This window comes from Variovorax sp. GW458-11-26-14-LB1, assembly GCF_059423965.1.
Genome location: NZ_JBWKYW010000017.1, coordinates 93,601 through 118,516, shown reverse-complemented (window position 1 = coordinate 118,516; position 24,916 = coordinate 93,601). Strand labels below are relative to the sequence as shown.

Genomic DNA, 24,916 nt, shown 5'->3' with positions numbered 1-24,916 from the left:
GCGGGGAAGGCGGGCGGAGACATGGCGAAAAAATGGCGAAAAAGACGAGAATTAAAAACAATCGACTGGAATGGTAGGGCGAATTGCGCGTGGATTTCCGTGAATTCCAGGAGTGCTTCTGTTTATAGGACTGGTCCGATGCAGGCCTTTATTTGTCAGGATTCGGCTGAGCCGATGAGCGAGGGCTTCTGAAATTTCCATCTGTATTTTGCAGTCATAGGCGTCGATGAAAAATAAATCATCTGTTCGGGTGGATTCGCTCTCCTGCGAACAGATCGCTGGGTCGGCAAGGTTGCCCTGCAATTCGACAGTGAAGAGCGGCAGGGCCAATGGCCGCGCAATCTTCACGATGAACTGCCAATAGGCAAGCACCGCGCGAGCGATTTTCAGACGGGTCCGATTGGATTTTTGAGGCTGAAAACATAGGATTGAAAAATTACCTTTGTCGCCTCTCTGGCACCTGTGCGAGGGCGCTGGATTGAATATTTTTTAGGGGTCGTCGATGACGAATATCTTGTGGATCAAGAAATTGTGGGAATTCCTGCGCGGCAAGCGAATGCAGGCAACCGGCTGCACGCGGCGAAGCGCGTTGTTCGGCGCTTTGGTGCTGGCAAAAAAGCCATCGGCCACGGCCCGGAACGACAATTTCTTTTGAGCAGGCGGTCGCATTTGGCCTTGATCAAGATCGCAGGCGGATGGGGCCTCGACCCTTCATGGGGAGCGCGCTCATGCGGATGATCGGACACCGCCTGTCCATGGAGCGCGCCAGGCTCGGCCTGAGCGCCGCCGCCTTCGCGGTGCTCGGTGGCGTCGACGCGTCCGTGCAGGAGGCTTTCGAAAAGGGCGCGCGCCACCCCGACGCGGCCTACCTGGCCACCATGGCCGTCATCGGCATCGACGTGCTCTACGTCGTGACCGGCATGCCCACCTGCACCGAAGACCTGTCGGTGAGCCGCGAGGAGGTGTCGCTGCTGCGCGCCTACCGGACCTCGGACGACGCCGGCAAGAAAGCCGCGCATGCAGCCCTCCAGGCCATCGCGCAGGCCTTCCCGGGCGACATGCTGTCGGCCTCGGGCGCGCGCGCTTCGCAGCCCGCTGCCGCGGCGCCTCCCACCGAAACGGCCTGAGCCGTTCACCTGCGCGCCGCGGCCCCGCCCGCGCAAGACCGGCGGGTAAGATGCCCCGGCGCAGCGCCCGGACCCTCGTCCGCCGGCCACGCCGGCAAGCGAAAGGGGAAAAACAATGGCAATGGACCGCTTCGAAATCCGCGTCGTTCTGGCCGACGACCATCCCGGCATGCTGGCCGGGGTCCGGCACGAGCTGGCGTCGGTCGAGACCCTCACGCTGGTGGGCGAGGTGGCCAATTCGACCGGGCTCATGGCGCTGCTGGAGACCACGCCCTGCGACGTACTGGTGTCCGACTACGCGATGCCGGCCGGCGAGTTCGGCGACGGCGTGCCGCTGTTCAAGCTGGTGAAGCGGCGCTTTCCCGACACGCAGATCGTGGTGATGACCATGCTCGACAACCCGGCGGTGCTGCACTCGCTGGTGTCCAGCGGCATCCGCTGCATCGTGAGCAAATCGGATGCGGTGGCGCACCTGATTCCCGCCATCCACGCCGCCCGCACCGGCGGCACCTACTACTCGCCGACCATGGACGCCGTGGTGCGCTCCATCGACTGGGAGGTGCGCAGCCGCAACGCCGCGGGTGTGCTGAGCCAGCGCGAGTCGGAGGTGGTGCGGTTGTATGCGTCGGGGCTCACGATCAACGAGATCGCCGAGCAGCTGCACCGCAGCAAGAAGACCATCAGCACGCAAAAGACCAAGGCGATGGAAAAGCTGGGCATCGAGCGCGATGTCGACCTGCTGCGCTACGCGCTCGAGAACGGCCTGACGGCCACGGTGACGGGCGCGCCGCAGGGCTGACTCGCGCGTGGCCTCAGGGCCAGGGCAACGCCGGCAGGCCCGGCGGTGGCGGCGGGGGAGCCGCCGACGTGCTCATGAGCCCCGTCTCCATGCCGTAGCGCACGAGGTCCATGTCGCGCAGGATGCCGAGCTTGGCCATGGCCGAGCCCTTCTGCGTGCTGATGGTCTTCTTGCTGCGGTGCAGCCGCTCGGCAATTTCCGTCACCGTGAGACCCGACACGAACATGCGCACCACCTCGAGCTCGCGCTTGGAGAGCATGGCGTGCGGCTGGGTGTCGGTGCGGTGCGGCGCGGTGCGCGCGGCGATCTCCGCCATGCTGGGCGACAGGTAGCGTCCGCTCGCGTAGGCCGCATGCACGGCCGGCAGCAGGTGGCTCACCGAGTCGGCCTTGTTCAGGATGCAGGGCACGCCGATGTCCAGCAGCGAATGGATGATGCCGGGGTTGTCCAGCATGGTCATCACCACGATCTTCAGCCGTGGGTAGCGCTGGCGCACCAGCGCGAACAGCGCGATGCCGTCGCCGTGCAGGCCGCCGGGCATGGCGTAGTCGGACACCAGGATCTGGCAGTCGTGCTGCTTGAGCATCTCCATCATCTCGGTGGAGTCGCGCGCGGCGCCCACGACGGTGACCGCCTGGCTTTCGCGCAGCGTGCTCTCGATGCCGATGCGAACGGCGGGATGGTCGTCCGCGATCAGGACGCGGAGATTGAATGGCTTCATGGCGGACCTGTGGAACGCAGAGGGGTCGGACCTGCGCGCGCCGCGTGCAGGAAGGGCTGCTGTCGAACGCCCGCCCCCCGGCGTCGGGGACGTCTGAAAAAGGGGCCGGTGGCGGGTGCCTCGGGCGGTGCCAGCAGGGGATGACTGGACTTTAGGAGGGCATCGGTCCTGCGTTAAGCGGCCTGATCCGATAGCGGGCCGCCAATGCATAGGACCCGTCCTAATTTGTAAGACGCGGTGGCCGAAGGGCTAGGACCGGGGGCGCCGGCGGATCGGATCGGGTCCGAAAACGGGTTCGGACCCGTGCAGCTTCAGGCCGCGGCCGCGCCCTCGGGCGCCCGGCGTGCGAGCGCGGCGCGTGCCGCCGGTTCGAAGCGCTCGAAGGCCTGCGCCAGCGCGGGCAGGTCGGCATCGCGCAGCTGCGTTTCCATGGCGACGCAGTCGGCGGCGAGCCCGGCTTCGTGGATCAGTGCGAAGGCGCCGCGCAGCGAATGCAGCCCGGCGCCGAGCGCGGCGCTGTCGCCGGCGTCCAGCGCCGCGCGGATGGCCGCCGCGGTGTCGGCCAGGGACTGCACGAGCGGCTGGTGCACCGACGCGGGCAGGGTGCCCTGCGCGATGTCCTGCCGCTGGGCGCCGGCCGATGGCGCGGCGTCGGGGTCGCGCAGGGTCAGCTGCCGCACGGTCTGGTCGAGCGTGTCCAGCAGGATGGGCTTGATCAGCGCGGTGTCGATGCCTGCCGATTCGCAGCGCTCGCGTTCGCGCACCGCGACGTCGGCCGTGAGCGCCACGATGGGCACGCGCGAGCCCTGTGCGCGCAGCGCGCGTGCCAGCGTGTAGCCGTCCATGCCCGGCATGTTGATGTCGGTGATGATGAGGTCGTGCCGCCGCCGGGCGAACAGGTCGAGCGCCTGCAGGCCGCCCGAGGCCTGGTCGGAGGTGTAGCCCAGCGCCTCGAGTTGCATCTTCACCAGTTCGCGGTTGGCCGGATGGTCGTCCACCACGAGGATGTGCGCCGCTGGCGCGGTGGCGTCGGCGCCGGCCGCCGGCGGCGCGGGCGCGCGCGGGGGCAGGGCGGGCGCGGCAGGCAAGGGCAGCGTGACCAGGAAGGTGCTCCCCTTGCCTGGCGAACTCACCACCTGGATGTCGCCGCCCATGAGCCCGGCCAGCCGGCGGCACAGCGCCAGCCCCAGGCCGGTGCCGCCGAAGCGCCGCGCGATGCTGCTGTCGGCCTGCGTGAAGGGCTCGAACAGCGCCTTCTGCTGCGCCGCCGTCATGCCGATGCCGGTGTCGCTCACGCCGATCACCACCGGCGAGGCCGGGTCGGCGTCGTCCTTCAGGTAGACCTCGAGCAGCACGTCGCCGGTGTCGGTGAACTTGATGGCGTTGCTCAGCAGGTTCATGAGCAGCTGGCGGATGCGCGTCGGGTCGCCGAGGTGGTGCGGGGCGAGGGCGTCGTCGATCACGCAATCGAGCGCCAGGCGCTTGGCCTGCGCCAGCGGCGTGAAGACCGCGATCACCTGCCGCGCGGTGTCCGCGAGGTCGAAGCGGATGGACTCCAGCCGCATCTGGTCCGACTCGATCTTCGAGAAGTCGAGGATGTCGTTGATGATGCCCAGCAGCGCGGTCGACGACGACGTCACGGCGCCGAGCCGCTCGTTCTGCGCGGCCGACAGCGGCGAGCGCTGCAGCAGCTCGAGGTTGCCCATGATCGCGTTCAGCGGCGTGCGGATCTCGTGGCTCATCATGGCCAGGAAGGCCGACTTCGCGTGGTTGGCCTGGTGCGCGGCCTCGCGCGCGCTTTCCAAGGCACGCTCGGCGTTCTTGCGCGTCGTGATGTCGGAGAAGTTGCACAGCAGCACGTCGCTGCCCTGGTACTTGGTGCGCACCACGCTCACGAGCAGCTCGGTGACCTCGCCACTGGCCAGCGTCACGGGCAGCTCCAGGTCGGGCAGCCATTCGGGAGCGCCGGGCGCGTCGTCGTACAGGCGCAGCAGGCGCTGCGGCAACGGCGGATCTTCGGGCCGCGCGTTGTCGGTGCAGGCCTGCATCACCTGGTTCTGCAGCAGCACCTCGCCCGAGGGGTAGCGCAGCAGCGCCAAGCCGGAGGGCGTGGTCGCGACCATGGTGCGGTTGAGGTTCTCGCTTTCCACGATGCGCTGGGAGCGCGCATAGCCGGGCCGGAACACCTTGCGGTCGAGCAGGAGCAGCGCGGCCCAGACGAAGGCGATGAGCAGCAGCATGGCGCCCGCATAGAGCGCCAGCCGCAGGCCCAGCTCGGACGCGATGGTGCGCCACGAAAAGGCGTAGAGGTAGGTCCAGTTGGCGTCGGCGATCGGAGCGCGCAGCGTGAAGAGGCCGTCGCGGTACTGCAGCGTGGCGCCGTTCGCCGCCAGCGACGGCTGCGAGAGCTGCAGCGCGCGCGCCTGCAGGCCCTCGGTGCCGCTGGGGCCGTGCGTCTCGGCGATCACCCGGCCCGACGGGTCCACGAACATCGAGGCCTCGTCGTGGCGCTCGTTCGACAGGTGCGCTGTGATGATGTCCAGCGGGTAGTCGTTCACCAGCACGACGAAGGGCTTGCCGTCGTGGAAGCCGGGCTGCGCCAGCCGCAGCACCGTCTCGCCGGTGAAGGGGCTCACGGCCGGCGGAAGCCACACGGCCGTGCCGCTGTCGCGCAGGCGGGCGACGACGGCCGGGTCGCTCAGGTCGCCGAGCTCGGGCGGCGCGATGCGCTGGAGCAGGTCTTCGGTGGTGCGTGCGCCGTGGCGTTCGAACAGGTCGGCCGCCGCGGGGGCCGGCACCACGGCCAGGAAGCGCAGGTCGGGCGCATAGAAATAGCTGGAGTGCAGCGTCAGCGTCTTCGTGTAGGCCGCCGAGCGGTAGCCGACCTCTTCGGCCAGCCCGAGGTACTGCGCGAAGCTGTCGGCCGGTCGCTGCGCCGAGAGGTCGCCCAGCAGCAGCATCGGCGGGAAGTCCTTGTTGCTGGGCAGCACCAGCCGGCCCTCGTGCGCGGCGAAGGCGTCGACCAGCGACTGCGGCGCGCGTGCGCGCCGTTCCCAGGCGCCTTCCTCGTGAAAGATGTTGATCCGCGCCGAGCCCTGGCGCACGAAGAGTTCGAGGTGGAGCAGCGCCTTGCGCGCATTGAACTCGGCCTGCCGCTCGGCGACGTAGTCGCGCACCTGCGACGAGAGCATCACGCCGGTGGCGGCCAGCAGTACGAGCGAGGTGACGGCGCCGCCCACGTACAGCAGCGCGCGCTGGTAGCGGTTCAGCAGGCTGATCACACCGCGTGGGGTGGCGCGCGAAGCGCCGAAGCCGAAGAAACGCGGGAGATCGCTGGGCATCATGGCATCCGTGTGACCGGTGCGGGCGGGAAGAAGATGCCCGCGATGGTAGGGCACCGCCGCGCGCGCGGGCGCACCGCGGGGGCGAGCGTGATGCACGCCTGCGGGGCGCATCGGGTGATCGCCGCATCAAGAAATGTCGACATTGGTGCAAACACCGTGGTTGACAGATCGTTTGTCGCAGACCATCGGCGGCCAGATCGCGAGCCGGACGGGCAGGCCGGATGGCACGCAATTTGCACAAGGCACGCCATGACAGCCAGCTCGCCGCGCACCTCCGCCAAGGCCCCCAAGGTCACCCGCATCGACCGCGACAACGACAGCACCGTGCAGTCGCTCACGCGCGCCATGCAGCTGCTCGAACTCCTGGCCGAAGACGACGAGGGCTTTCGGCTGGTCGACATCGCGGCGCACACGGGCCTGTCGTCGTCCACCGCGCACCGGCTGCTCACCACGCTCGAGCAGCGGCGCTTCGTGCAGTTCGATCGCGAGACCAACCTCTGGTACGTGGGCGTGCGCTGCTTCTCGGTGGGCGCGGCCTTCGGGCGCCGCAGGCGCATCGCGCACCTGGCGCTGCCGGTGATGCGCCGGCTGCGCGACAGCACGGGCGAGAGCATCAACCTGGGCATTGCCGACCTGGGCGACATCGTGTTCGTCACGCAGGTCGAGAGCCGCGAACTCATGCGCGCCATCGGCAAGCCGGGCTTCCGTGCGCCGCTGCATGGCACCGCGATGGGGCAGGCGATTCTGGCGGCGATGTCGGAAGACGACGTGCTGCAGTACCTGCGCACCTACGGCCTGCCCAAGCTCACCAACAACACGATCGCGCGCGCCTCGCGGCTGCACGAGACGCTGGGCGAAGTGCGCCGCGCGGGCCATGCGATCGACGACGAGCAGAACGCGGTCGGCCTGCGCTGCATTGCCGCGGCCATCCGCGACGAGCATGGCCAGCCCTTCGGGGCGATCTCGCTGGTCGGCCCGACGCAGCGGATCAAGAGCACCGACTTTCCGCACCTGGGCGCCACCGTGCGCGCCGCCGCCGACGAGATCACCGCCGCCTACGGCGGCCGCGCCCGCTGAGGCGCGTGCATTCCACTGGCGCAGCGCGCCAAGTGCTTGATTCCTAAGCCGTTTTTTCGACTGTCCCGCGCAGCGGGATAGTCCGCTGCGCGCGTGCGGCGCGCGCTCCAATGGCTTGCCCTTCAACCGCACCTCCTTGCAAAAAACCATGAAAACATTGCTCCCACAGCACGGCATCAGCCGAACGCTGACGCGGGTCTGCGACTGGACCGTGATCGCCTGCGGCTGGTGGCTGATCGCGCTGTCCGTCATGACCTGCGTCGAAATGCTCGGCCGCAAGGTGTTCTCGTTCAGCCTGCAGGGCATCGACGAGATCGGCTCGTACACCTACGGCATCGTCGGCGCCTTCGGCTTCGCTTACACGCTGATCACGCGCAGCCACACGCGGGTCGACTTCCTGCTGTCGCGCTTCTCGGTCGGCACGCGCGCGCTGCTCAACATGCTCGCGATGGTGAGCCTCGCGGCGCTGGCGGTGCTGTGCTTCTGGCGCGGCTACAACGTCGTGGTCGAGAGCATCGAGCTGCAAAGCACGGCCGCCACGCCGCTCGCCACGCCGATGTGGATTCCGCAATCGATCTGGCTCGGCGGCTACCTGATGTTCGCGCTGGTCGCTGCCTGGGCGGCCTTCGATGCGCTGCGCCTGTTCGTGCGGCGCCGCACGGGCGAGCTCAACGAGCGCTTCGGTCCGCAGACGCTCGAGGAAGAGATCGAGGCCGAGACCGAGGTCCAGATCAAGAGCCCGGCGCAGGCGTCGACCGCGCATGCCGCCGCCGCCAGCGTCACCAACGCCACCGGAGTCGCCTCGTGATCGGGCCGCTCGAAATCCTGGCCGGCCTGGCCATCATGCTGGGCTTGATGTTCCTGGGCTTCCATGTCGCGACCACGATGCTGGTCGTCGGCCTGCTCGGGTCGCTGATCCACTTCGGCATGCCCGCCATCAACGCCGTCGGCGAGCAGCTCTGGGCGGCCGGCGAAGACTATCTGCTGCTGTCGATCCCGCTGTACATCCTGCTGGGCGAGATCCTGATGCGCGGCGGCGCCACCGACAAGATGTACCAGTCGCTGGGCCAGTGGCTCAACCGCATGCCGGGCGGGCTGCTGCACACCAACATCGGCGCCTCGGCGCTGTTCTCCGCGGTGTCGGGCTCGTCGGTGGCCACCGCGGCCACCATCTCGACCGTCGCGCTGCCCGCCTTCAAGAACCGCAACTACGACCAGCGCATGGTGCTGGGCACCATCGCCGCCGGCGCCAGCCTGGGCAACCTGATTCCGCCTGGGGTGGCTTTCATCATCTACGGCTCGATGACCAACACCTCGGCGGCGCGGCTGTACATGGCCGGCATCCTGCCCGGCGCGATCATGACGGTGCTGTTCCTGCTCACGATCCTGGCGATCTGCGTCTGGCGCCCGTCGGTGGCGGGCATCCGCGAGGGCCGCACCGCGCTCGCGGAGAAGCTGCGCCACTCGGTGCACCTGCTGGGCCCGCTGGCCGTGTTCGCGGTGGTGATGGGCGGCATCTACACGGGCTGGGCCACCGTCACCGAAAGCGCGGCGCTGGGCGTGATCGTCTGCCTGCCCATCGCGGCGGGCTACCGCAAGCTGAACGTTTCGATGCTGCACGAGTGCTTCCGCTCGACCATGCGGCTCACCGCGATGACGGCGCTGATCCTGGTGGCGGCGCTGTACCTGAACTTTGTGCTCTCGATGCTGGGCGTGCCGCAGGCGCTGGCCAGCCTCATCAAGTCGGCCGACGTGTCGCCCATCATGCTGCTGTGGATGCTGGCAGCGCTGTACCTGGTGCTCGGCATCGCGCTGGAGACCATGCCGATGCTGGTCGGCACGCTGCCGGTGGTGTTTCCCATCGTGCAGGCCGCGGGCATCGACCCCGTGTTCTTCGGCGTCTTCATGGTGCTGATGTGCGAGATCTCGCTGATCAGCCCGCCGATCGGCATGACGCTGTACGTGATCCAGGGCGTGCGCGGCGAAGGCTCGATCAACGACGTGTTCCAGGGCACCTTGCCCTTCTTCGTCGCCATGGTCGTGATGACCGCGATCCTGATCCACAACCCCTGGATCGCGACCTACCTGCCGAACCTGCTGTTCGGCAAGTGACGGCACTTTTTTCTCCCGCTCTCGAATCACCTTTCAACCTTTCAAGGAGTCAGGCATGCAACTGAAATTCGTTCTCCCGCTGATCGCGGCCACCCTGGCGCTGGCACTGCCGGCGCAGGCGGACAACGCCCGCCTGCGCGTGGCCGGTAACCTGGTGGCCACCGGGCTGATCCAGCAGACCAAGGAGCAACCCTTCTTCGAAAACTTTGCGAAGAACACGGGCCTGCCGATCGACGCCGATTACAAGCCGATGGACGTGCTGGGCGTGAAAGACGCCGACGGCCTGCGCGTGCTGAAGTCGGGCCTGTTCGACATCGTCACCCTGCGCCTGGCGCAGGTGTCGCGCGACGAGCCCTTCTTCCTTGGGCCCGACATCGTGGGCCTGTCGACCGACTACGAGGTGGCGCGCAAGGTGGTCGACGCCTACCGCGAGGCCTTCGACAAGCGGCTGCAGGAGCGCCACGGCGGCAAGCTGCTGGGCATCTATCCCTTCGGTCCGCAGGTGGTGTTCTGCAAGGTCGCGATCGGCGGCCTCGCGGACCTGAAGGGCAAGAAGGTGCGCGTGTACGACCAGTCGCTCGCCAAGTTCATCGAGAAGCTCGGCGGCATCCCCGTGACCATTCCCTTCGGCGAGACGCAGCAGGCGCTGGAGCGCGGCGTGACCGACTGCGCCATCACCGGCCCGAGCTCGGCCAACTCGGCGGGCTGGCCCGAGGTCACCACGCACTTCATGCCGATCGGCTTCCAGATCGCGCTCAACGCGTATGCGATCAACCTGCAGAAGTGGAACGCGCTGAGCGCCGAGCAGAAGACGAAGCTCACCGAGGCCTTCCGCAAGTTCGAGACCGAGGTGTGGGGCTACTCGAAGGAACTGTTCGACGATGCGTCGCGCTGCAATGTCGGCAAGGAGCCGTGCAAGACCGTCAAGAAGTTCGCGATGAAGGACGTGCCGGTGAAGCCGGGCGACCAGCAGATGATCCGCGACGCGCTGACCACGGTGTCGCTGCCGATCTGGAGCGAACTCTGCGACAAGTCCTACGACAAGTGCTCGGCCACCTGGAAGCAGGTCGTCGGCCCGGTGGTCGGTCTCAAGTAGCCCGGTATGCCATCGCTCTGGCAACTCACCGCGACCGAGCTCGCCGCAGGCTTTCGCGATGCGTCGTTCACCCCGACCGACGCGCTGCATGCCTGCCTGCAGCGCAGCGCCGAGGTCAACCCGCGGCTGAACGCGCTCATCACGCTCGACAGCGAAGGCGCCACGCACGCCGCCGAGCAGAGCACCGCGCGCTGGCGCAGCGGCCGGGCGCTGGGCGCGCTCGACGGCGTGCCCGTCACCATCAAGGACAACCTGCAGGTGCGCGGCCTGCCGACGCACTGGGGCAGCCGCGCGCTGGCCGGTGTGCTGGCCGAGCGCGACGAGCTGCCCGTGGCCAGGCTGCGCGAGGCCGGCGCCGTGATCTTCGGCAAGACCAACGTGCCCGAGTTCACGATGCAGGGCTACACCGACAACCCGGTGTTCGGCCCCACCGGCAACCCGTGGGACCCGGCGCTCACGCCCGGCGGTTCGTCGGGCGGCGCAGTGGCGCTGGTGGCCGCGGGCGGCTGCCCCATTGCGCTGGGCACCGACGGCGGCGGCTCCATCCGCCGGCCGGCCTCGCACACCAACCTCGTGGGCTTCAAGCCCTCGCGCGCCCGCGTGCCGCGCGGCGACGGGCTGCCGCCGATCTTCCTGGGCTTCGAAGTCGCGGGCCCGATCGCGCGCAGCGTGGCCGACGTGGCGGCGGTGATGCAGGTGATCGGCGACCGGCCGGTGGAGGAGGGCGCGGGCCCGCAGCGCGCGCGCATTCTCTTCATTCCGCGCTTCGGCGATCACCCGGTCGATCCGCAGATCGCGGCGCTCACTGAAGCGGCTGCGCGGCACATGACCGCACTCGGCCACGAGGTGACGACGGCGCAGGACTTCGGCATCGCCGAGGCGGTCAACCAGCGCTGGCCGCTGCTGGCGCAGGTCGGGCTGGCCTGGCTGGTGGCGCATCCGCAGGAGCTGTCGAGCCGGCCCTTCGACGCGTCGCTGTTCGGCCCCGCGATGCAGGCGAACGCCGAGAGCGGCCGCAAGGCCAGCGCGAGCGAGCTGTTCGAGCTGCTGTACGAAGCCGAGCGGCTGCGCAACACGCTGGCGCAGCTGTTCGACCGCTACGACTTCCTGCTCACGCCCGCCGCCGCCGCGCTGCCCTGGCCCGCTGGCGAGACGCATCCCACGCGCATCGACGGGCGCGAGGTCGGCCCGCGCGGCCATGCGGTGTTCGCCGGCTTCGCGAACGCCGTGGGCCTGCCCGCCATCGCGCTGCCGTGCGGCTTTGCGGGACCGCTGCCGGTCGGCGTGCAGCTCGTGGCGCGCGAAGGCGCGGACGACGCCTTGCTCGCGCTCGCGCGCTCGTTCGAACAGGCCCATCCGTGGCGGCGCTTCCCCGCGTTGTGACGCTGGCCGAGGCCGTGGCGGCGCAGCTCGCGCCGGCCGAGGCCGCGCAGGCGCTGTGCCGCGCGCGGCGCGACGGGCGGCGCGTGATGTCCTCGCTGCTGCCGTCGCACGATCGGCACGCCGCCTACGCCATCCAGGACGCGACGCTGGCGGCGCTCGGCGCCGTCGGCGGCTGGAAGGTCGGCGCGAGCGCGCCGGGCCGCGAGCCCGTGTGCGCGCCGCTGCCGGCCGCGGGGCTGGTGCCCGGCGGCGCGGCGCTGGTCGGCGGTGCATGGCATCTGCGCGGCGTCGAGGCCGAACTCGCGTTCCGCCTCGGCAGCGACCTGCCGCCGCGTGGGTTGCCCTATACCCGCGACGAAGTCGCCGATGCCATCGCGGAAGTGCTGCCCGTTATCGAGGTGGCGGAGACCCGCCTCATCGACTGGCTCGACGCCAGCCCCTCGGCGCTGCTGGCCGACCTGCTGTGCCACGGCGGCCTCGTGCTCGGCGATCCCGCGCCTTTCGAGCGTGCGTGGCTCGACCTGGCGCGCACCGAGGTCGTGATGCATTTCGACGCGCAGGTCGTCGCCCACACGGTCGGGGAGCACACGCACCCCGACGTCGGTGCGCTGCTCGTCTGGCTGGCCAACGAAGGTGCGGCGCGGGGCCAAGGCCTGCGGGCCGGCCAGGTCGTGACGACCGGTTCGTGCACCGGCATGTTGTTCGCCTCGCAGGGCACGGCCGTGCGGGCGGAAGTGAAGGGGCTCGCGCCGTTGCACGCGCGCTTCTGATTTCTTTCCTGGGATCACTGGAGGAACCCGATATGTCCCATTCAACGATCGACGTGGTGGCGCAGGCGCTGGTGCATGCGCGCGGCGCGCACGTCGCGAGCCCGGCCGCAGAGGTGGCCGGAGGGCTCGCGCAGGCCGACGAGGCCTACGCCGTGCAGCAGCAGGTGGCGCAGGCGCTCGGCTGGTTCGGTGCGGCGCCGCCCCGGTACTGGAAGGCCGGCGGCCCGTCGCGCGATGCCGTGCTGACGCATGCGCCGCTGCCGCCGCGCGGCGTGTGGACCAGCCCGGCCACGGCTGGCGACTGGCCGTTCCACCTCCGCGGCATCGAGGCCGAGATCGCGCTGCGCATCGGGCGCGACGTCGATGCGGCCCTGGCATCGGCGCTGGCTGTCGACAGCGCACGCGCCCTGGTCGGCGCGATGACGGTCTCGATCGAGATCGTCGATTCCCGCTGGCAGGAGGCCCTCGACGCGCCCGCGCTGTGCAAGCTGGCCGACCTGCAATCGCACGGCGCACTGGTGCTCGGCGAGTGGGTGCCGTTCGTCGCCCGCGACTGGGCCGCGCAGGCCTGCGAGGTGCGCATCGGCGCGCGAGCGAGCGTGGTGCGCCGCGGCACGCATTCGCTCGGCGACCCCGCCTGGCTGCTGCCCGCGTGGCTGCGCCATGCCACGCGCCACGGCCAGACCGTCGCGGCCGGCACCGTGGTCACGACCGGCACCTGGGTCGGCATTCTCGAAGCGGGCGAGGGCGACCTCGTCACCGCCGAATTCCCGGGCATCGGCCACGCGTCGGTGCAGCTCTAGCACTTTCCACAACCCATCCAGAACGGAGACAACCCCCATGATCGCGCTCGACAACCACCCCAGCGGCCGCCACTTCCTGCAGATCCCGGGCCCCAGCCCCGTGCCCGACCGCATCCTGCGGGCCATCAGCCTGCCGACCATCGACCACCGCGGGCCCGAGTTCGCCACGCTGGGCAGGAAGGTCATCGGCGGGCTGCAGCAGGTGTTCCAGACCCGGCACCCGGTCGTCGTCTATCCCGCGTCGGGCACCGGCGCCTGGGAGGCGGCGCTGGTCAACGTGATGAGCCCGGGCGACCACGTGCTGATGTTCGAGACCGGCCACTTCGCGACGCTGTGGCAGAAGATGGCGCGCCGGCTCGGCCTGGAGCCCGAGTTCCTCGCGCTCGAAGGCGTCGACGAGACCGGCCTGCCGCGCAGCTGGCGCCACGGCGTGCAGGCCGACCTGATCGAGCAGCGCCTGCGCCAGGACACCACGCACCACATCAAGGCCGTGTGCGTGGTGCACAACGAGACCTCGACCGGCGTCACCTCCGACATTGCCGCGGTGCGCCGCGCGATCGATGTGGCAGGCCATCCGGCGCTGCTGATGGTCGACACCATCTCGGGCCTGGCGAGCGCCGATTACCGGCACGACGAGTGGGGCGTGGACGTCACGGTCAGCGGCTCGCAGAAGGGCCTCATGCTGCCGCCGGGCATCAGCTTCAACGCGGTGTCGCCCAAGGCGCTCGAGGTGGCGAAGACGGCGCGCCTGCCCAAGGCCTTCTGGGCCTGGGACGAGATCATCGAGATGAACCAGGGCGGCTACTGGCCCTACACGCCGAGCACGAACCTGCTGTACGGCCTGAGCGAGGCGCTGGACATGGTGCTCGAGCAGGGCCTGCCCGTGATCTTCGCGCGCCACCAGCGCTGGGGCCGGGGCGTGCGCGCCGCCGTGCAGGCCTGGGGCCTGCCGACGCAGTGCGCCGACGCGCGCGTGCACTCGCCCGTGCTGACCGGCGTCGTCACGCCGCAGGGCGTCGATGCCGATGCGCTGCGCCGCCTCATCCATCAGCGCTTCGATCTCTCGCTGGGCGCGGGGCTGGGCAAGCTGCGGGGCCGCATGTTCCGCGTCGGCCACCTGGGCGACTGCAACGACCTCACGCTGATGGCCGCATTGACCGGCATCGAGATGGGTTTCAAGCTGGCGGGCGTGCCGGTGGCCGGCAGCGGGGTGCTGGCGGCCATGGCGTACTTTGCCCAAACACCGGCCGTCGACGCCGCCTGATCCCCCGGGAAGGGGCGGCGATCTAGGTGCTTTCCATTATCGTCGACAAGATTGTCAACATTGATGTTGACGTTAATTTCGACAAAGCCTAAATTCCGCTCCACAGCCTCGGTGGTGCACTGGACCGGACCAGCCCGACCCGCGACTGCAAAGTTCGCCAGCGTGCCGGGTCGTTTCCTTGCAAGCTGGCATCCGTGCCACTGCAAGGAGACAAACCGATGCAAAACACCATGACGGACGGCGCCAAGGCGACCGCCGCAGCGCCCGACGCCGCCCTCCAGCCCACCAAGGTGCGCTGGAAGATCTTCCTGATGATGTTGTTCCTGATCTCGATCAACTACATCGACCGGGCCTCGCTCTCGGTGGCCATGCCGCTGATCGCCAAGGAGTTCGACATCGGCCCGGCCGTGCAGGGCCTGCTGCTCAGCTCCTTCTTCTGGACCTACGCGCTGATGCAGATCCCGGGCGGCATGCTGGCCGACCGCTTCGGCCCGCGCGTCGTCATCGCCGGTGCCACCGTGGGCTGGGGCTTCTTCCAGGCCATCGCCGCGGCCTGCACCGGCTGGGTGCCCCTGCTGCTGACGCGGCTGGGCCTGGGCGCGGCCGAGGCGCCGATCTACCCGGCGGGCGGCAAGCTCAACGGCATCTGGATGACGCAGACCGAACGCGGACGCGGCGCCACCTTGCTCGACGGCGGTGCGCCCCTGGGCGCGGCGCTGGGCGCGATCCTGATCTCGGCGCTGATCGCCGTGCTCGGCTCATGGCGCCTGGCCTTCGTGATCGCCGGCGTCGGCACCGTCATCGCCGGCTACTTCGCCTGGCGCTACATCCGCAACCATCCGCGCCAGCATCCCGACGTGAACGAGGCCGAGGCGCGCTACATCGAGGCCAGCCACGCCGCCGACGCCGCCAAGGAATCGGCCAATGCCAGCGGCCGCGTGCTCGACTTCTTCCGCTACCGCTCGGTGTGGGGCATGTTCTTCGGCTGGATGTGCTTCAACGCGCTGTTCTACGGCCTGCTCACCTGGATGCCCAACTACCTGTCGAAGGTGCACGGCTTCGACATCAAGCAGATGGGCGGCGCGGTGTTCATCATGTTCTTCTCGGGCTTCGTCGGCGAAATGTTCGGCGGCTGGCTGGCCGACAAGTGGATGGCGGCCGGCGCGTCGCAGAGCAAGGTGCTGCGCACGCTGTTCGGCATCTCGTCGATCATTGCGACCATCGCCATCTTCATGGTGACGCGGATCACGGACCCGGTCGCCGTCGTGGTGCTGCTGTCGGTCACGCTGTTCTTCCTGCGCTGGTGCGGCCTGTTCTGGTGCGTGCCGTCGATCCTCGGCACGCGTGCCCGGGTCGGCTTCCTGGGCGGCACGATGAACCTGGGCGGCAACGTGGCGGGCATCGGCGTGCCGATCGTGGTCGGCCTGATCGTGCAGGCCACCGGCTCGTACTTCATGGCGCTCATGCTGTTCACCGCAGCCGGTGCGGGCCTGTTCGTCTGCTCGACGATGCTGATCGACTACAGCAAGAAGCTGCCGGTCTGATGCCAACCATCCCGACTTCCATCCCATGACCCCTCGCAAACTCATCGGCGTGCTCACGCCGTCCTCGAACACGGCGCTCGAACCGCTGACCAGTGCGATGGTCGCGGCCGTGCCCGGCGTCTCGGCGCATTTCTCGCGCTTCACCGTCACCGAGATCTCGATGCGCGATGCGTCGCTGAACCAGTTCGACGACAGCAAGATCCTCGAGGCCGCGCGGCTGCTGGCCGACGCGCGCGTCGACACCATCTGCTGGAGCGGCACCTCGGCCAGCTGGCTCGGCTTCGAGAAAGACCAGGCGCTGTGCGCGCGCATCACCGAAGCCACCGGCATCCCGGCGACCACCTCGGTGCTGGCGCTCAACGAACTGCTGGCCGCGCAGGGCGCGCGCACGCTGGGGCTGGTGTCGCCGTACGTCGAGGACGTGCAGCGGCGCATCGTCGCCAACTACGCGGGCGTCGGCATCGATTGCGTGGCCGAGCGCCACCTCGACCTGACGGTGAACTTCTCGTTCAGCGAGGTCGAGCCCGACACGCTGCGCCGCATGCTGCGCGAGGTGGCGCAGCAACGCCCCGACGCCATCACCATCATGTGCACCAACCTCAGCGGCGCGCAGCTGGTCGAGGAGATGGAGCGCGAGCTCGGCATCCCGATCTACGACTCGGTGGCCACCGTGGTCTGGCGTGCGCTGAAGACGGTCGGCGTCGCGCCGGGCGCCGTGAAGGGCTGGGGCCGGCTGTTCGACGCGAACGCCTGAGTGTTCGCCACCGTCCCCGACACAGACAGACAGAAAAGCAAAGAAAGACCATGACCTTCCGCGACCTCGATCTCGTGGTGCGCAACGCCCGCGTTGCCACCGCCAGCGACACCTTCGATTCGGACATCGGCATCCGCGATGGCCGCATCGTGCAGCTCGGCCTCGGCCTGCCGCCCGGCCGGCAGGAGATCGACGCCGCCGGGCGCTACGTGACGCCGGGCGGCGTCGATGCCCACTGTCACCTCGACCAGCCGATGGAGCCGCCCGTGCGCATGGCCGACGACTTCGGCTCCGGCACCCGCGCCGCGGCCTGCGGCGGCACGACCACCGTGATTCCGTTCGCGGCGCAGCAGAAGGGCCAGTCGCTGCGCGCCGCCGTGCAGGACTACCACCAGCGCGCCGAGGGCCGCGCCCACGTCGACCACGCCTTTCACCTGATCGTGAGCGACCCGACCGAGGAGGTGCTCAAGCACGAGCTGCCGCAGCTCATCGCCGAGGGCTATACCTCGTTCAAGATCTACATGACCTACGACGATCTGAAGCTGGACGACGGCCAGATCCTCGACGTGCTGTCGGTGGCGAGAGAGCAGGGCGCGATGGCCATGATCCATGCCGAGAACGCCGACTGCATCGAGTGGCTGACCAAGCGGCTCGAAGCCAGCGGGCGCACCGCGCCGCGCTTTCATGCGCATTCGCGGCCGATGCTGGTCGAGCGCGAGGCGACGCACCGCGCCATCGCGCTGTCGGAGCTGGTCGACGTGCCGATCATGATCGTGCACGTGTCGGGGCGCGAAGCCGTCGAGCAGATCCGCTGGGCGCGCGCGCACGGCCTGAGCGTGTTCGCCGAAACCTGTCCGCAGTACCTGTTCCTGACCGCCGAAGACCTGGGCATCGACGACAGCTACCAGGGCGCGCGCTGCGTCTGCAGCCCGCCGCCGCGCAACCGCGAGAACCAGCAGGTGATCTGGAACGGGCTGTCCGACGGGCTGTTCACGATCTTCTCGTCGGACCATGCGCCGTTCCGCTACGACGCGCCCGAGGGCAAAAAGCCCGGCGGCGAAGAGGTGGCGTTCCGCCACATCCCGAACGGCATTCCGGGCATCGAGACGCGGCTGCCGCTTTTGTTCTCGCACGGCGTGCTCGACGGGCGCATCACCATCAACAAGTTCGTCGAGCTGACGTCCACCAACCCCGCCAAGGCCTACGGGCTGCACCCGCGCAAGGGCACGATCGCCGTCGGTGCCGATGCCGACCTCGTGGTCTGGGGCACCACGCCGCGCGCCATCCGCAACGCCGACCTGCACCACGACGTCGACTACACGCCCTACGAGGGCATCGAGGTGAAGGCCTGGCCGGCGCTGACGCTGGCGCGCGGCGAGGTCGTGTGGGACGGCGAACGCTTCCATCCGCGCGCCGGACGCGGAGAATTCCTGCGCCGGGGCGAGCCCACCTTGCTGCCCAGCCGCCGACCCGCCTGAACCTGGAGCCATCGCCATGAACCTGCTGCTCATCAACCCCAACACCTCGCAAAGCGTCTCCGACCTGATCGCGGCCGAGGCCCGGCGCGCGGCCGCGAGCGACACGCACATCGAGGTGCTCACGGCGCCTTTCGGCGTGGCCTACATCGAGACCCGCTTCGAATCGCTGATCGGCGCCTACGCCGCGGCCACGCTCGCGGCCGAGCACCACACGCGGCACGATGCCATCGTGGTCGCGGCCTTCGGCGACCCCGGCATCGACGGCCTGCGCGAGGCGCTCGACATCCCCGTGGTCGGCATGACCGAAGCCGCGCTCATGAGCGCGTGCCTGCTCGGCAAGCGCTTCTCGATCGTCGCGATCTCGCGGCGCATCACAGCCTGGTACCGCGAGTGCGTGCAGGCCAACGGCCTCATCGACCGGCTGGCGAGCATCCGCAGCCTGGACGGTCCGCTCAAGGACATCGGCCACGTGCAGGACGACCACGGCCAGCGGCTGGAGGCCCTGTGCATGTCGGCCATCGAGGACGACGGCGCGGACGTGATCATCATTGCCGGCGCGCCGCTGGCGGGCCTGGCGCGCTCCATCAAGGACCGCATTCCGGTGCCCGTGGTCGACGGCGTGTCGAGCGCCGTGTGCCATGCGCAGACGCTCGTGTCGCTGGCGCCCGCGCCGGCGCGCCTGGGCAGCTTTGCGCCGCCGCCGATCAAGCCGAACCACGGGCTGCCCGAGGCGCTGGCGCGGCTTCTGGCGCGCGACGGCGCACGCGCGCCAGGCTGAGGTCGCGGGCCCCGTGACGCTCTGCAGCCTCGAGGGGGCGTCGATAGAATCGGCGCCGATGCCCACCAAAGCCCCAGCCCGCAAGACCAGCGCGAACGGCGCGACTGGCGCCACCGGCACGACCGGTGCCACCCCTGCCCGCGAACACAGCGTCGACGAGATCGCCGAGAAGATCTCGGCCGCCATCCTGGAACACCGTCTCGCGCCGGGCACGAAGCTGGGCGAAGACCGGCTGGCCACGATCTTCGCGACCAGCCGCGCCAAGGTGCGCGAGGTGCTGGCCCGGCTGGCGCACGAACAGATCGTCGAGCTGGTGCCGCAACGCGGCGCCTTCGTCGCCAAGCCCACCATCGAGCAGGCGCAGGATGTGTTCGAGGCGCGCCGCCTCATCGAGCCCGGCGTGCTGCGCCGCCTCATCCGCACGCTCGACGACACCAAGCGGGAGCGCCTGCAACGCCACATCGAACTCGAGGCCGACGCACGGCGCCGCGACGACAAGCGCGCCATCGTGCGGCTGTCGGGCGAGTTCCATGTGCTGCTGGCCGAGCTGGCCGGCAACTCGGCGCTGGCGCGTTCGATGCGCGAGCTGTCGGTGCTGACCTGCCTGATCATCTCGCTGTACGACGCGCCGACGGCCACCAGCTGCCGCGCCGACGAGCACGAGGAAATCGTCGCCGCCGTGAACCGCGGCGACGCCGCGCGGGCCGAGAAGCTGATGCTGCATCACCTCGACCACATCGAGCAGAGCCTGAAGCTGGACGACAGCGCGGAAGAGGTCGATCTCGAAAGCGTGTTCAGCTGAACCGGAGGAGGTCGGGCAACGGCATGCCCGATGTCCGCAAGGCACAGGCAGACCCATTGCGGGTGCCCAACAAACAAAAAGCCCCAGCAGCTTGGCAGCTGCTGGGGCATCGTTTTGGCGGAGCAGGCGGGATTCGAACCCGCGGAGGGCTATTAACCCTCACACGCTTTCCAGGCGTGCGACTTAAACCGCTCATCCACCGCTCCTGAGCCCACGATTGTAGCGCGGGTTTTCAGCCGTTTTCAGGTCGGGCCAGAGCTTTTACCGGTTTGGATCATGCGCATGGCCGACGAGATCAGCGCGGCCGTCTCGGTCATGTTGCTCGGCACGATGAGCGTGGTCTTCGAGTCGGCGGCCACCTTGCCGTAGGCATCGACGGCGCGCTCGGCCACCTTCAGCTGCACGGCCTGTTCGCCGCCCGGCTGGCGGATGGCGGCGGCCACGCGCTCGATGGCGTCTGCGGTGGCGGTGGCCACGGCCGTGATGGCAGCGGCTTCACCTTGCGCGTTGTTGATCTGCGCCTGCTTCTCGCCCTCGGAGCGGGCAATGAAGGCTTCGCGTTCGCCGGTGGCGATGTTGATCTGTTCCTGGCGTCGGCCTTCCGAGGCCGCGATGAGCGCGCGCTTGCCGCGTTCGGCGGTGATCTGCGCCTGCATGGCCAAGAGGATTTCCTTGGGCGGCGTCAGGTCCTTGATTTCGTAGCGCAGCACCTTCACGCCCCAGTTGAGCGCGGCCTCGTCGATGGCGGCCACGACCTGGGCATTGATCACGTCGCGCTCCTCGAAGGTCTTGTCGAGTTCGAGCTTGCCGATCACGCTGCGCAGCGAGGTCTGTGCGAGCTGGGTCACTGCCACGATGTAGTTCGACGAGCCGTAGCTGGCGCGCATCGGGTCGGTCACCTGGAAGTACAGGATGCCGTCGACCTGCAGCTGCGTGTTGTCGCGCGTGATGCAGATCTGGCTGGGCACGTCGAGCGGGATTTCCTTCAGGCTGTGCTTGTAGGCCACGCGGTCGATGAACGGGATCAGGAAGTTCGGGCCGGGCGTCATGGTGCCGTGGTATTTGCCCAGGCGCTCGCGCACCCATGCGTTCTGCTGCGGCACGAACTTGACCGACTGGCTGATGAAGATGATCGCGATGACCAGGATGATGAGAGGAACTGAAAATTCCATGGTGTTGCTTCCTTTTCGAATGCGTTTTTCTGACTGACCGATTGAACTGTTAGATCTGCTAGATCTTGTCGACCACGAGGCGGCTGCCGACCACCTCGACCACGCGGTGTTCGCCGGTGGAGGGCGCATGGCCCGCGCGCAGCACGACGGTCCATTGCGAGCCGCGGTAGCGCACGGTGGCGGTGCCGTCGGGGTTCCAGGCATCGACGTACACGCTCTCGCCGATATCCAGGTTGAGGTCGCGGTTGGCCTCGCTGGAGGGCTCGGCAGGGCGGTTGCGGCGGATCAGGTACCAGGTCACGACCGCGCCCACGCCGACCACGGCGGCCACCAGCAGCTGCGTGACGAGGTTGAAGCCCAGGTGCGCGGCGATGGCTGCGGCGGCGAAGCCGGCGGCCAGCAGCAGCAGGTACACCGTGCCGGACAACAACTCGGCCACGATGGCCGCGCCTGCGATCAACCACCAGAAGGTGGGATTTCCCATGGCAACTCCTCTCTTCTTTTGTTACTTGGACCTTCGCCATTCTGCGGCATGGCGCGCCATGCGCCTGTGTCGCGTAGGGATATGGCGCCCGCCGGGGCCGTCCCGGCCGGCGCACCCCACGGGGCTTGCAGGCGCCCGACGCAATCCGTCATCCGAATTCCGTACACTTCGCGCCTCGCTCATTGCCTGTCTGACTGCCTGTCCGGAGCCCCGCTCATGAAATTTCGCTTTCCCATCGTCATCATCGACGAGGACTTCCGCTCCGAAAACACTTCGGGCCTCGGCATCCGCGCGCTCGCGCAGGCCTTCGAAAGTGAGGGCTTCGAGGTGCTGGGCGTCACGAGCTACGGCGACCTGAGCCAGTTCGCGCAGCAGCAAAGCCGCGCCAGCGCCTTCATCCTGTCGATCGACGACGAAGAGTTCTCGGTCGGCCCCGACCTCGACCCGGCCGTGCTGAGCCTGCGCAGCTTCATCGGCGAGGTGCGTCGCAAGAACGCCGACGTGCCGATCTACATCTACGGCGAGACCAAGACCTCGCGCCACATCCCGAACGACATCCTGCGCGAGCTGCACGGCTTCATCCACATGTTCGAGGACACCCCCGAATTCGTGGCGCGCCACATCATCCGCGAGGCCAAGAGCTACCTGGAAGGCGTGCAGCCGCCGTTCTTCAAGGCGCTGATCGACTACGCCGAAGACGGTTCGTACTCGTGGCACTGCCCGGGCCACTCGGGCGGCGTGGCGTTCCTGAAGAGCCCTGTGGGCCAGATGTTCCACCAGTTCTTCGGCGAGAACATGCTGCGCGCCGACGTCTGCAACGCGGTGGAAGAACTGGGCCAGCTGCTCGACCACACCGGCCCGGTGGCGGCCAGCGAGCGCAATGCGGCGCGCATCTTCAATGCCGACCACTGCTTCTTCGTGACCAACGGCACCAGCACCAGCAACAAGATGGTGTGGCACCACACGGTGGCGCCCGACGACGTGGTGGTGGTCGACCGCAACTGCCACAAGTCGATCCTGCACGCGATCATCATGACCGGCGCGATTCCGGTGTTCATGAAGCCCACGCGCAACCACTTCGGCATCATCGGCCCCATTCCGAAGAGCGAGTTCGAGCAGAGCGCCATCAAGGCCAAGATCAAGGCCAACCCGCTGCTGGCCGACGTCGATCCGAACAAGGTCAAGCCGCGCGTGATGACGCTCACGCAGTCGACCTACGACGGCGTGATCTACAACACCGAGACCATCAAGAACATGCTCGACGGCTACGTCGACACCTTGCACTTCGATGAAGCCTGGCTGCCGCACGCCGCCTTCCACCCGTTCTACGGCGCCTACCACGCGATGGGCAAGCGCCGCGTGCGCCCGAAGGAGTCGCTGGTGTTCGCCACGCAGTCGACGCACAAGCTGCTGGCCGGCATCAGCCAGGCCAGCCACGTGCTGGTGCAGGACTCGCAGAACCGTGCGCTGGACCGCGACCTCTTCAACGAGGCCTACCTGATGCACTCGTCGACCAGCCCGCAGTACGCGATCATCGCCAGCTGCGACGTGGCCGCCGCCATGATGGAGCCGCCCGGCGGCACCGCGCTGGTGGAGGAGAGCATCCTGGAAGCGCTCGATTTCCGCCGCGCCATGCGCAAGGTCGAGGAAGAGTTCGGCAAGGATGAGTGGTGGTTCAAGGTCTGGGGCCCCGAGAAGCTCGTCGACGAAGGCATTGGCCGCGCCGAAGACTGGATCATGCACGGCGAGAAGAACGGCAAGCCCAAGAGCAAGAAGTCGCCGCGCAACTGGCACGGCTTCGGCGAGCTGGCCGACGGCTTCAACATGCTCGACCCGATCAAGTCGACCATCGTCACGCCGGGCCTGGACCTGGAAGGCAATTTTGCCGAGACCGGCATCCCCGCCAGCGTGGTGACCAAGTTCCTGGCCGAGCACGGCGTGATCGTGGAGAAGACGGGCCTGTACAGCTTCTTCATCATGTTCACCATCGGCATCACCAAGGGCCGCTGGAACACGCTGCTCACGGCGCTGCAGCAATTCAAGGACGACTACGCGCGCAACCAGCCGATGTGGCGCATCCTGCCCGAGTTCTGCCAGCAGCACCCGGGCTACGAGCGCCTGGGCCTGCGCGACCTGTGCCAGCACATCCACCAGCTGTACGCGCGCTACGACGTGGCGCGCCTCACGACCGAGATGTACCTGAGCGACCTGACGCCGGCCATGAAGCCCAGCGACGCCTTCGCCCACATCGCGCACCGCAAGACCGAGCGCGTGGAGATCGACGAGCTCGAAGGCCGCATTACCACCAGCCTGATCACGCCGTACCCGCCGGGCATTCCGCTGCTGATTCCGGGCGAGGTGTTCAACAAGAAGATCGTCGACTACCTGAAGTTCTCGCGCGAGTTCAACCTGCAGTGCCCGGGCTTCGAGACCGACATCCACGGCCTGGTGGCGCGCATCGACGAGACGGGCAAGAAGCGGTACTACGCGGACTGCGTGCGTCAGGCAAGTTGAGAAAGGGACGTGCCCCGGTGAGGGGCACGGTCTGCGAAGGCGGGGCTAGCCTTCGCGCATCCGCATGAAGCGGGCGAATTTCGGCAACCCGCTCGGGTGCGTGCCGTTGTAGCGGTAGGTGACCAGGCTGCCGATCGGCGGCGGCTGGTCGCGCTCGGCGTCGGTCAGGCCGGTGCCGAGCCGGAAGCGCTGGCCGTCGGGCATCTCGACCATCAGCGCGCCGAGCCGGCCGTGGTGCTTGCCCTTGCCGGGCAGGTGCGCGACCACGCGGGCCTCGGCGTCTTCGAAGGGCTTGACCTTGAGCAGGTCGTTGTTGCGCTCGCCGCGGTACATCGATGCGCCCCGGTGCAGCATCAGGCCTTCGCCGCCCATCTTCACGGTCTTGTCGAGCAGCGCCTGCAGGTCCTCGTGCGTGGTGGCGGGCTGCTGCGGCACGGGCACCACCCAGGGCGCGTCGGTGATCGGCAGCAGCTTGCGCAACACTGCAAGGCGCGTGTTGAAGTCGCCGCCCTGGGCCGGGAGGTCGAACACCATGAAGCGGATTTCTTGCCAGGCGGTGTCGTTGGGCGTCTGGCTGCGCACGGTGGACATCGTGTGGTTGAAGCGGCCACGCCCCGCCCACAGTTCGCCGTCCAGCGGCTGCTTGGGCAACGAGGCGGTGAACCAGATGGGCGCCACGACAGGTTCGCCGCCGCGGGTCCAGAGCTTCTGGCCGTCCCAGTAGCCGCGCACGCCGTCGAACTTCTCGCTGACCCAGTAGCCCGCGAGCGACATGCCAGGGCGGTACACCTCGGCCAGCATCAGGGCGGGCGCGGCGGCGCGTGCGAACACGGCACGGCCGGGGAGGGCCGCGCCCAGTCCCGCAAGCAGGAGGAGGGTGCGTCGGTTCAACAC

The 24,916-nt window shown here is 68.5% G+C and carries 23 protein-coding genes and 1 tRNA gene; 18 read left to right on the top strand and 6 right to left on the bottom strand.

The window, feature by feature from the left end:
• The 4 genes from AC07YS_RS14060 to AC07YS_RS14045 all read left to right on the top strand — a co-directional run.
• On the top strand, positions 1 to 192 hold a 192-nt coding region (locus AC07YS_RS14060), incomplete at its 5' end, for a hypothetical protein (RefSeq protein ID WP_495273787.1).
• Positions 193 to 502: 310 nt separating this feature from the next.
• On the top strand, positions 503 to 655 hold the full coding sequence (locus AC07YS_RS14055; protein WP_157627265.1) for a hypothetical protein: 153 nt from the start codon (positions 503 to 505) through the stop codon (positions 653 to 655).
• A gap of 73 nt (positions 656 to 728) precedes the next feature.
• A complete protein-coding gene (locus AC07YS_RS14050) occupies positions 729 to 1,127 on the top strand; it encodes a helix-turn-helix domain-containing protein (protein WP_070061282.1) in 399 nt (132 codons plus the stop codon).
• 121 nt (positions 1,128 to 1,248) lie between these two features.
• On the top strand, positions 1,249 to 1,926 hold the full coding sequence (locus tag AC07YS_RS14045) for a LuxR C-terminal-related transcriptional regulator (RefSeq protein WP_062470250.1): 678 nt from the start codon (positions 1,249 to 1,251) through the stop codon (positions 1,924 to 1,926).
• A gap of 13 nt (positions 1,927 to 1,939) precedes the next feature.
• Here AC07YS_RS14045 and AC07YS_RS14040 read toward each other — a convergent pair whose 3' ends face one another.
• On the bottom strand, positions 1,940 to 2,647 hold the full coding sequence (locus tag AC07YS_RS14040) for a response regulator (RefSeq protein ID WP_062470253.1): 708 nt from the start codon (positions 2,645 to 2,647) through the stop codon (positions 1,940 to 1,942).
• A 311-nt stretch (positions 2,648 to 2,958) separates the two neighbouring features.
• Positions 2,959 to 5,988 carry a hybrid sensor histidine kinase/response regulator gene (locus tag AC07YS_RS14035; protein ID WP_495269858.1) on the bottom strand — a complete coding sequence of 1,010 codons (3,030 nt, stop codon included), beginning with the start codon at positions 5,986 to 5,988 and terminating at the stop codon, positions 2,959 to 2,961.
• A gap of 252 nt (positions 5,989 to 6,240) precedes the next feature.
• On the opposite strand from AC07YS_RS14035, the gene AC07YS_RS14030 reads away from it, so the two are divergent.
• The 13 genes from AC07YS_RS14030 to AC07YS_RS13970 all read left to right on the top strand — a co-directional run bounded on the left by AC07YS_RS14030 (position 6,241) and on the right by AC07YS_RS13970 (position 19,852).
• On the top strand, positions 6,241 to 7,068 hold the full coding sequence (locus AC07YS_RS14030) for an IclR family transcriptional regulator (RefSeq protein WP_159271724.1): 828 nt from the start codon (positions 6,241 to 6,243) through the stop codon (positions 7,066 to 7,068).
• Between the two features lie 148 nt (positions 7,069 to 7,216).
• Positions 7,217 to 7,876 carry a TRAP transporter small permease subunit gene (locus AC07YS_RS14025; RefSeq protein WP_495269859.1) on the top strand — a complete coding sequence of 220 codons (660 nt, stop codon included), beginning with the start codon at positions 7,217 to 7,219 and terminating at the stop codon, positions 7,874 to 7,876.
• Complete coding sequence (locus AC07YS_RS14020; protein WP_062482466.1) at positions 7,873 to 9,180, top strand: TRAP transporter large permease; 1,308 nt, start codon at positions 7,873 to 7,875, stop codon at positions 9,178 to 9,180. Before AC07YS_RS14025 ends, AC07YS_RS14020 begins: the two co-directional genes overlap by 4 nt.
• A 55-nt stretch (positions 9,181 to 9,235) precedes the next feature.
• Positions 9,236 to 10,276, top strand: a complete 1,041-nt coding sequence (locus AC07YS_RS14015) for a TRAP transporter substrate-binding protein (RefSeq protein WP_495269860.1) — start codon at positions 9,236 to 9,238, stop codon at positions 10,274 to 10,276.
• Between the two features lie 6 nt (positions 10,277 to 10,282).
• Entirely contained in the window at positions 10,283 to 11,659 is a 1,377-nt protein-coding gene (locus AC07YS_RS14010) for an amidase (protein ID WP_492742077.1), read from the top strand.
• Positions 11,635 to 12,429 (top strand): 2-keto-4-pentenoate hydratase, encoded by a 795-nt coding sequence (locus AC07YS_RS14005; protein WP_495269861.1) that lies wholly within the window; start codon positions 11,635 to 11,637, stop codon positions 12,427 to 12,429. The genes AC07YS_RS14010 and AC07YS_RS14005 overlap by 25 nt, the downstream gene beginning before the upstream one ends.
• A 32-nt stretch (positions 12,430 to 12,461) precedes the next feature.
• Entirely contained in the window at positions 12,462 to 13,232 is a 771-nt protein-coding gene (locus AC07YS_RS14000) for a fumarylacetoacetate hydrolase family protein (RefSeq protein WP_495269862.1), read from the top strand.
• Between the two features lie 37 nt (positions 13,233 to 13,269).
• Positions 13,270 to 14,496, top strand: coding sequence for a pyridoxal-phosphate-dependent aminotransferase family protein (locus AC07YS_RS13995; RefSeq protein WP_495269863.1), 1,227 nt, complete (start codon positions 13,270 to 13,272; stop codon positions 14,494 to 14,496).
• 218 nt (positions 14,497 to 14,714) lie between these two features.
• Positions 14,715 to 16,040, top strand: coding sequence for an MFS transporter (locus AC07YS_RS13990; protein WP_062482552.1), 1,326 nt, complete (start codon positions 14,715 to 14,717; stop codon positions 16,038 to 16,040).
• A 25-nt stretch (positions 16,041 to 16,065) separates the two neighbouring features.
• Positions 16,066 to 16,794 carry a maleate cis-trans isomerase family protein gene (locus AC07YS_RS13985; RefSeq protein ID WP_495269864.1) on the top strand — a complete coding sequence of 243 codons (729 nt, stop codon included), beginning with the start codon at positions 16,066 to 16,068 and terminating at the stop codon, positions 16,792 to 16,794.
• Between the two features lie 50 nt (positions 16,795 to 16,844).
• Positions 16,845 to 18,272, top strand: coding sequence for a dihydropyrimidinase (gene hydA / locus AC07YS_RS13980; RefSeq protein ID WP_062482546.1), 1,428 nt, complete (start codon positions 16,845 to 16,847; stop codon positions 18,270 to 18,272).
• Positions 18,273 to 18,288: 16 nt separating this feature from the next.
• Positions 18,289 to 19,050: an aspartate/glutamate racemase family protein gene (locus tag AC07YS_RS13975; RefSeq protein WP_495269865.1), complete on the top strand. Its 762-nt coding sequence runs from the start codon at positions 18,289 to 18,291 to the stop codon at positions 19,048 to 19,050.
• Positions 19,051 to 19,108: 58 nt separating this feature from the next.
• A complete protein-coding gene (locus tag AC07YS_RS13970; protein ID WP_495269866.1) occupies positions 19,109 to 19,852 on the top strand; it encodes a GntR family transcriptional regulator in 744 nt (247 codons plus the stop codon).
• 115 nt (positions 19,853 to 19,967) lie between these two features.
• Here the strand turns inward: AC07YS_RS13970 and AC07YS_RS13965 are convergent.
• The 3 genes from AC07YS_RS13965 to AC07YS_RS13955 all read right to left on the bottom strand — a co-directional run bounded on the left by AC07YS_RS13965 (position 19,968) and on the right by AC07YS_RS13955 (position 21,508).
• Positions 19,968 to 20,058 (bottom strand) — tRNA-Ser (locus tag AC07YS_RS13965).
• A 36-nt stretch (positions 20,059 to 20,094) separates the two neighbouring features.
• Positions 20,095 to 21,024, bottom strand: a complete 930-nt coding sequence (locus AC07YS_RS13960; protein WP_093239542.1) for an SPFH domain-containing protein — start codon at positions 21,022 to 21,024, stop codon at positions 20,095 to 20,097.
• A 58-nt stretch (positions 21,025 to 21,082) separates the two neighbouring features.
• Positions 21,083 to 21,508, bottom strand: a complete 426-nt coding sequence (locus AC07YS_RS13955) for an NfeD family protein (RefSeq protein WP_390343782.1) — start codon at positions 21,506 to 21,508, stop codon at positions 21,083 to 21,085.
• Positions 21,509 to 21,724: 216 nt separating this feature from the next.
• Between AC07YS_RS13955 and AC07YS_RS13950 the strand changes: the two genes are divergently transcribed.
• Positions 21,725 to 24,022, top strand: coding sequence for an arginine/lysine/ornithine decarboxylase (locus AC07YS_RS13950; protein ID WP_062479834.1), 2,298 nt, complete (start codon positions 21,725 to 21,727; stop codon positions 24,020 to 24,022).
• A gap of 45 nt (positions 24,023 to 24,067) precedes the next feature.
• Here the strand turns inward: AC07YS_RS13950 and AC07YS_RS13945 are convergent, their stop codons facing one another.
• Entirely contained in the window at positions 24,068 to 24,916 is an 849-nt protein-coding gene (locus AC07YS_RS13945; protein ID WP_495269867.1) for a DNA ligase, read from the bottom strand.

What these genes read in the sequence shown, in the direction of transcription:
- AC07YS_RS14055 (WP_157627265.1), top strand. Translation starts at nt 503, where the DNA reads ATGACGAATATCTTGTGGATCAAGAAATTGTGGGAATTCCTGCGCGGC.
- AC07YS_RS14050 (WP_070061282.1), top strand. Translation starts at nt 729, where the DNA reads ATGCGGATGATCGGACACCGCCTGTCCATGGAGCGCGCCAGGCTCGGC.
- AC07YS_RS14045 (WP_062470250.1), top strand. Translation starts at nt 1,249, where the DNA reads ATGGACCGCTTCGAAATCCGCGTCGTTCTGGCCGACGACCATCCCGGC.
- AC07YS_RS14040 (WP_062470253.1), bottom strand. Translation starts at nt 2,647, where the DNA reads ATGAAGCCATTCAATCTCCGCGTCCTGATCGCGGACGACCATCCCGCC.
- AC07YS_RS14035 (WP_495269858.1), bottom strand. Translation starts at nt 5,988, where the DNA reads ATGCCCAGCGATCTCCCGCGTTTCTTCGGCTTCGGCGCTTCGCGCGCC.
- AC07YS_RS14030 (WP_159271724.1), top strand. Translation starts at nt 6,241, where the DNA reads ATGACAGCCAGCTCGCCGCGCACCTCCGCCAAGGCCCCCAAGGTCACC.
- AC07YS_RS14025 (WP_495269859.1), top strand. Translation starts at nt 7,217, where the DNA reads ATGAAAACATTGCTCCCACAGCACGGCATCAGCCGAACGCTGACGCGG.
- AC07YS_RS14015 (WP_495269860.1), top strand. Translation starts at nt 9,236, where the DNA reads ATGCAACTGAAATTCGTTCTCCCGCTGATCGCGGCCACCCTGGCGCTG.
- AC07YS_RS14010 (WP_492742077.1), top strand. Translation starts at nt 10,283, where the DNA reads ATGCCATCGCTCTGGCAACTCACCGCGACCGAGCTCGCCGCAGGCTTT.
- AC07YS_RS14000 (WP_495269862.1), top strand. Translation starts at nt 12,462, where the DNA reads ATGTCCCATTCAACGATCGACGTGGTGGCGCAGGCGCTGGTGCATGCG.
- AC07YS_RS13995 (WP_495269863.1), top strand. Translation starts at nt 13,270, where the DNA reads ATGATCGCGCTCGACAACCACCCCAGCGGCCGCCACTTCCTGCAGATC.
- AC07YS_RS13990 (WP_062482552.1), top strand. Translation starts at nt 14,715, where the DNA reads ATGCAAAACACCATGACGGACGGCGCCAAGGCGACCGCCGCAGCGCCC.
- AC07YS_RS13985 (WP_495269864.1), top strand. Translation starts at nt 16,066, where the DNA reads ATGACCCCTCGCAAACTCATCGGCGTGCTCACGCCGTCCTCGAACACG.
- hydA (WP_062482546.1), top strand. Translation starts at nt 16,845, where the DNA reads ATGACCTTCCGCGACCTCGATCTCGTGGTGCGCAACGCCCGCGTTGCC.
- AC07YS_RS13975 (WP_495269865.1), top strand. Translation starts at nt 18,289, where the DNA reads ATGAACCTGCTGCTCATCAACCCCAACACCTCGCAAAGCGTCTCCGAC.
- AC07YS_RS13970 (WP_495269866.1), top strand. Translation starts at nt 19,109, where the DNA reads ATGCCCACCAAAGCCCCAGCCCGCAAGACCAGCGCGAACGGCGCGACT.
- AC07YS_RS13960 (WP_093239542.1), bottom strand. Translation starts at nt 21,024, where the DNA reads ATGGAATTTTCAGTTCCTCTCATCATCCTGGTCATCGCGATCATCTTC.
- AC07YS_RS13955 (WP_390343782.1), bottom strand. Translation starts at nt 21,508, where the DNA reads ATGGGAAATCCCACCTTCTGGTGGTTGATCGCAGGCGCGGCCATCGTG.
- AC07YS_RS13950 (WP_062479834.1), top strand. Translation starts at nt 21,725, where the DNA reads ATGAAATTTCGCTTTCCCATCGTCATCATCGACGAGGACTTCCGCTCC.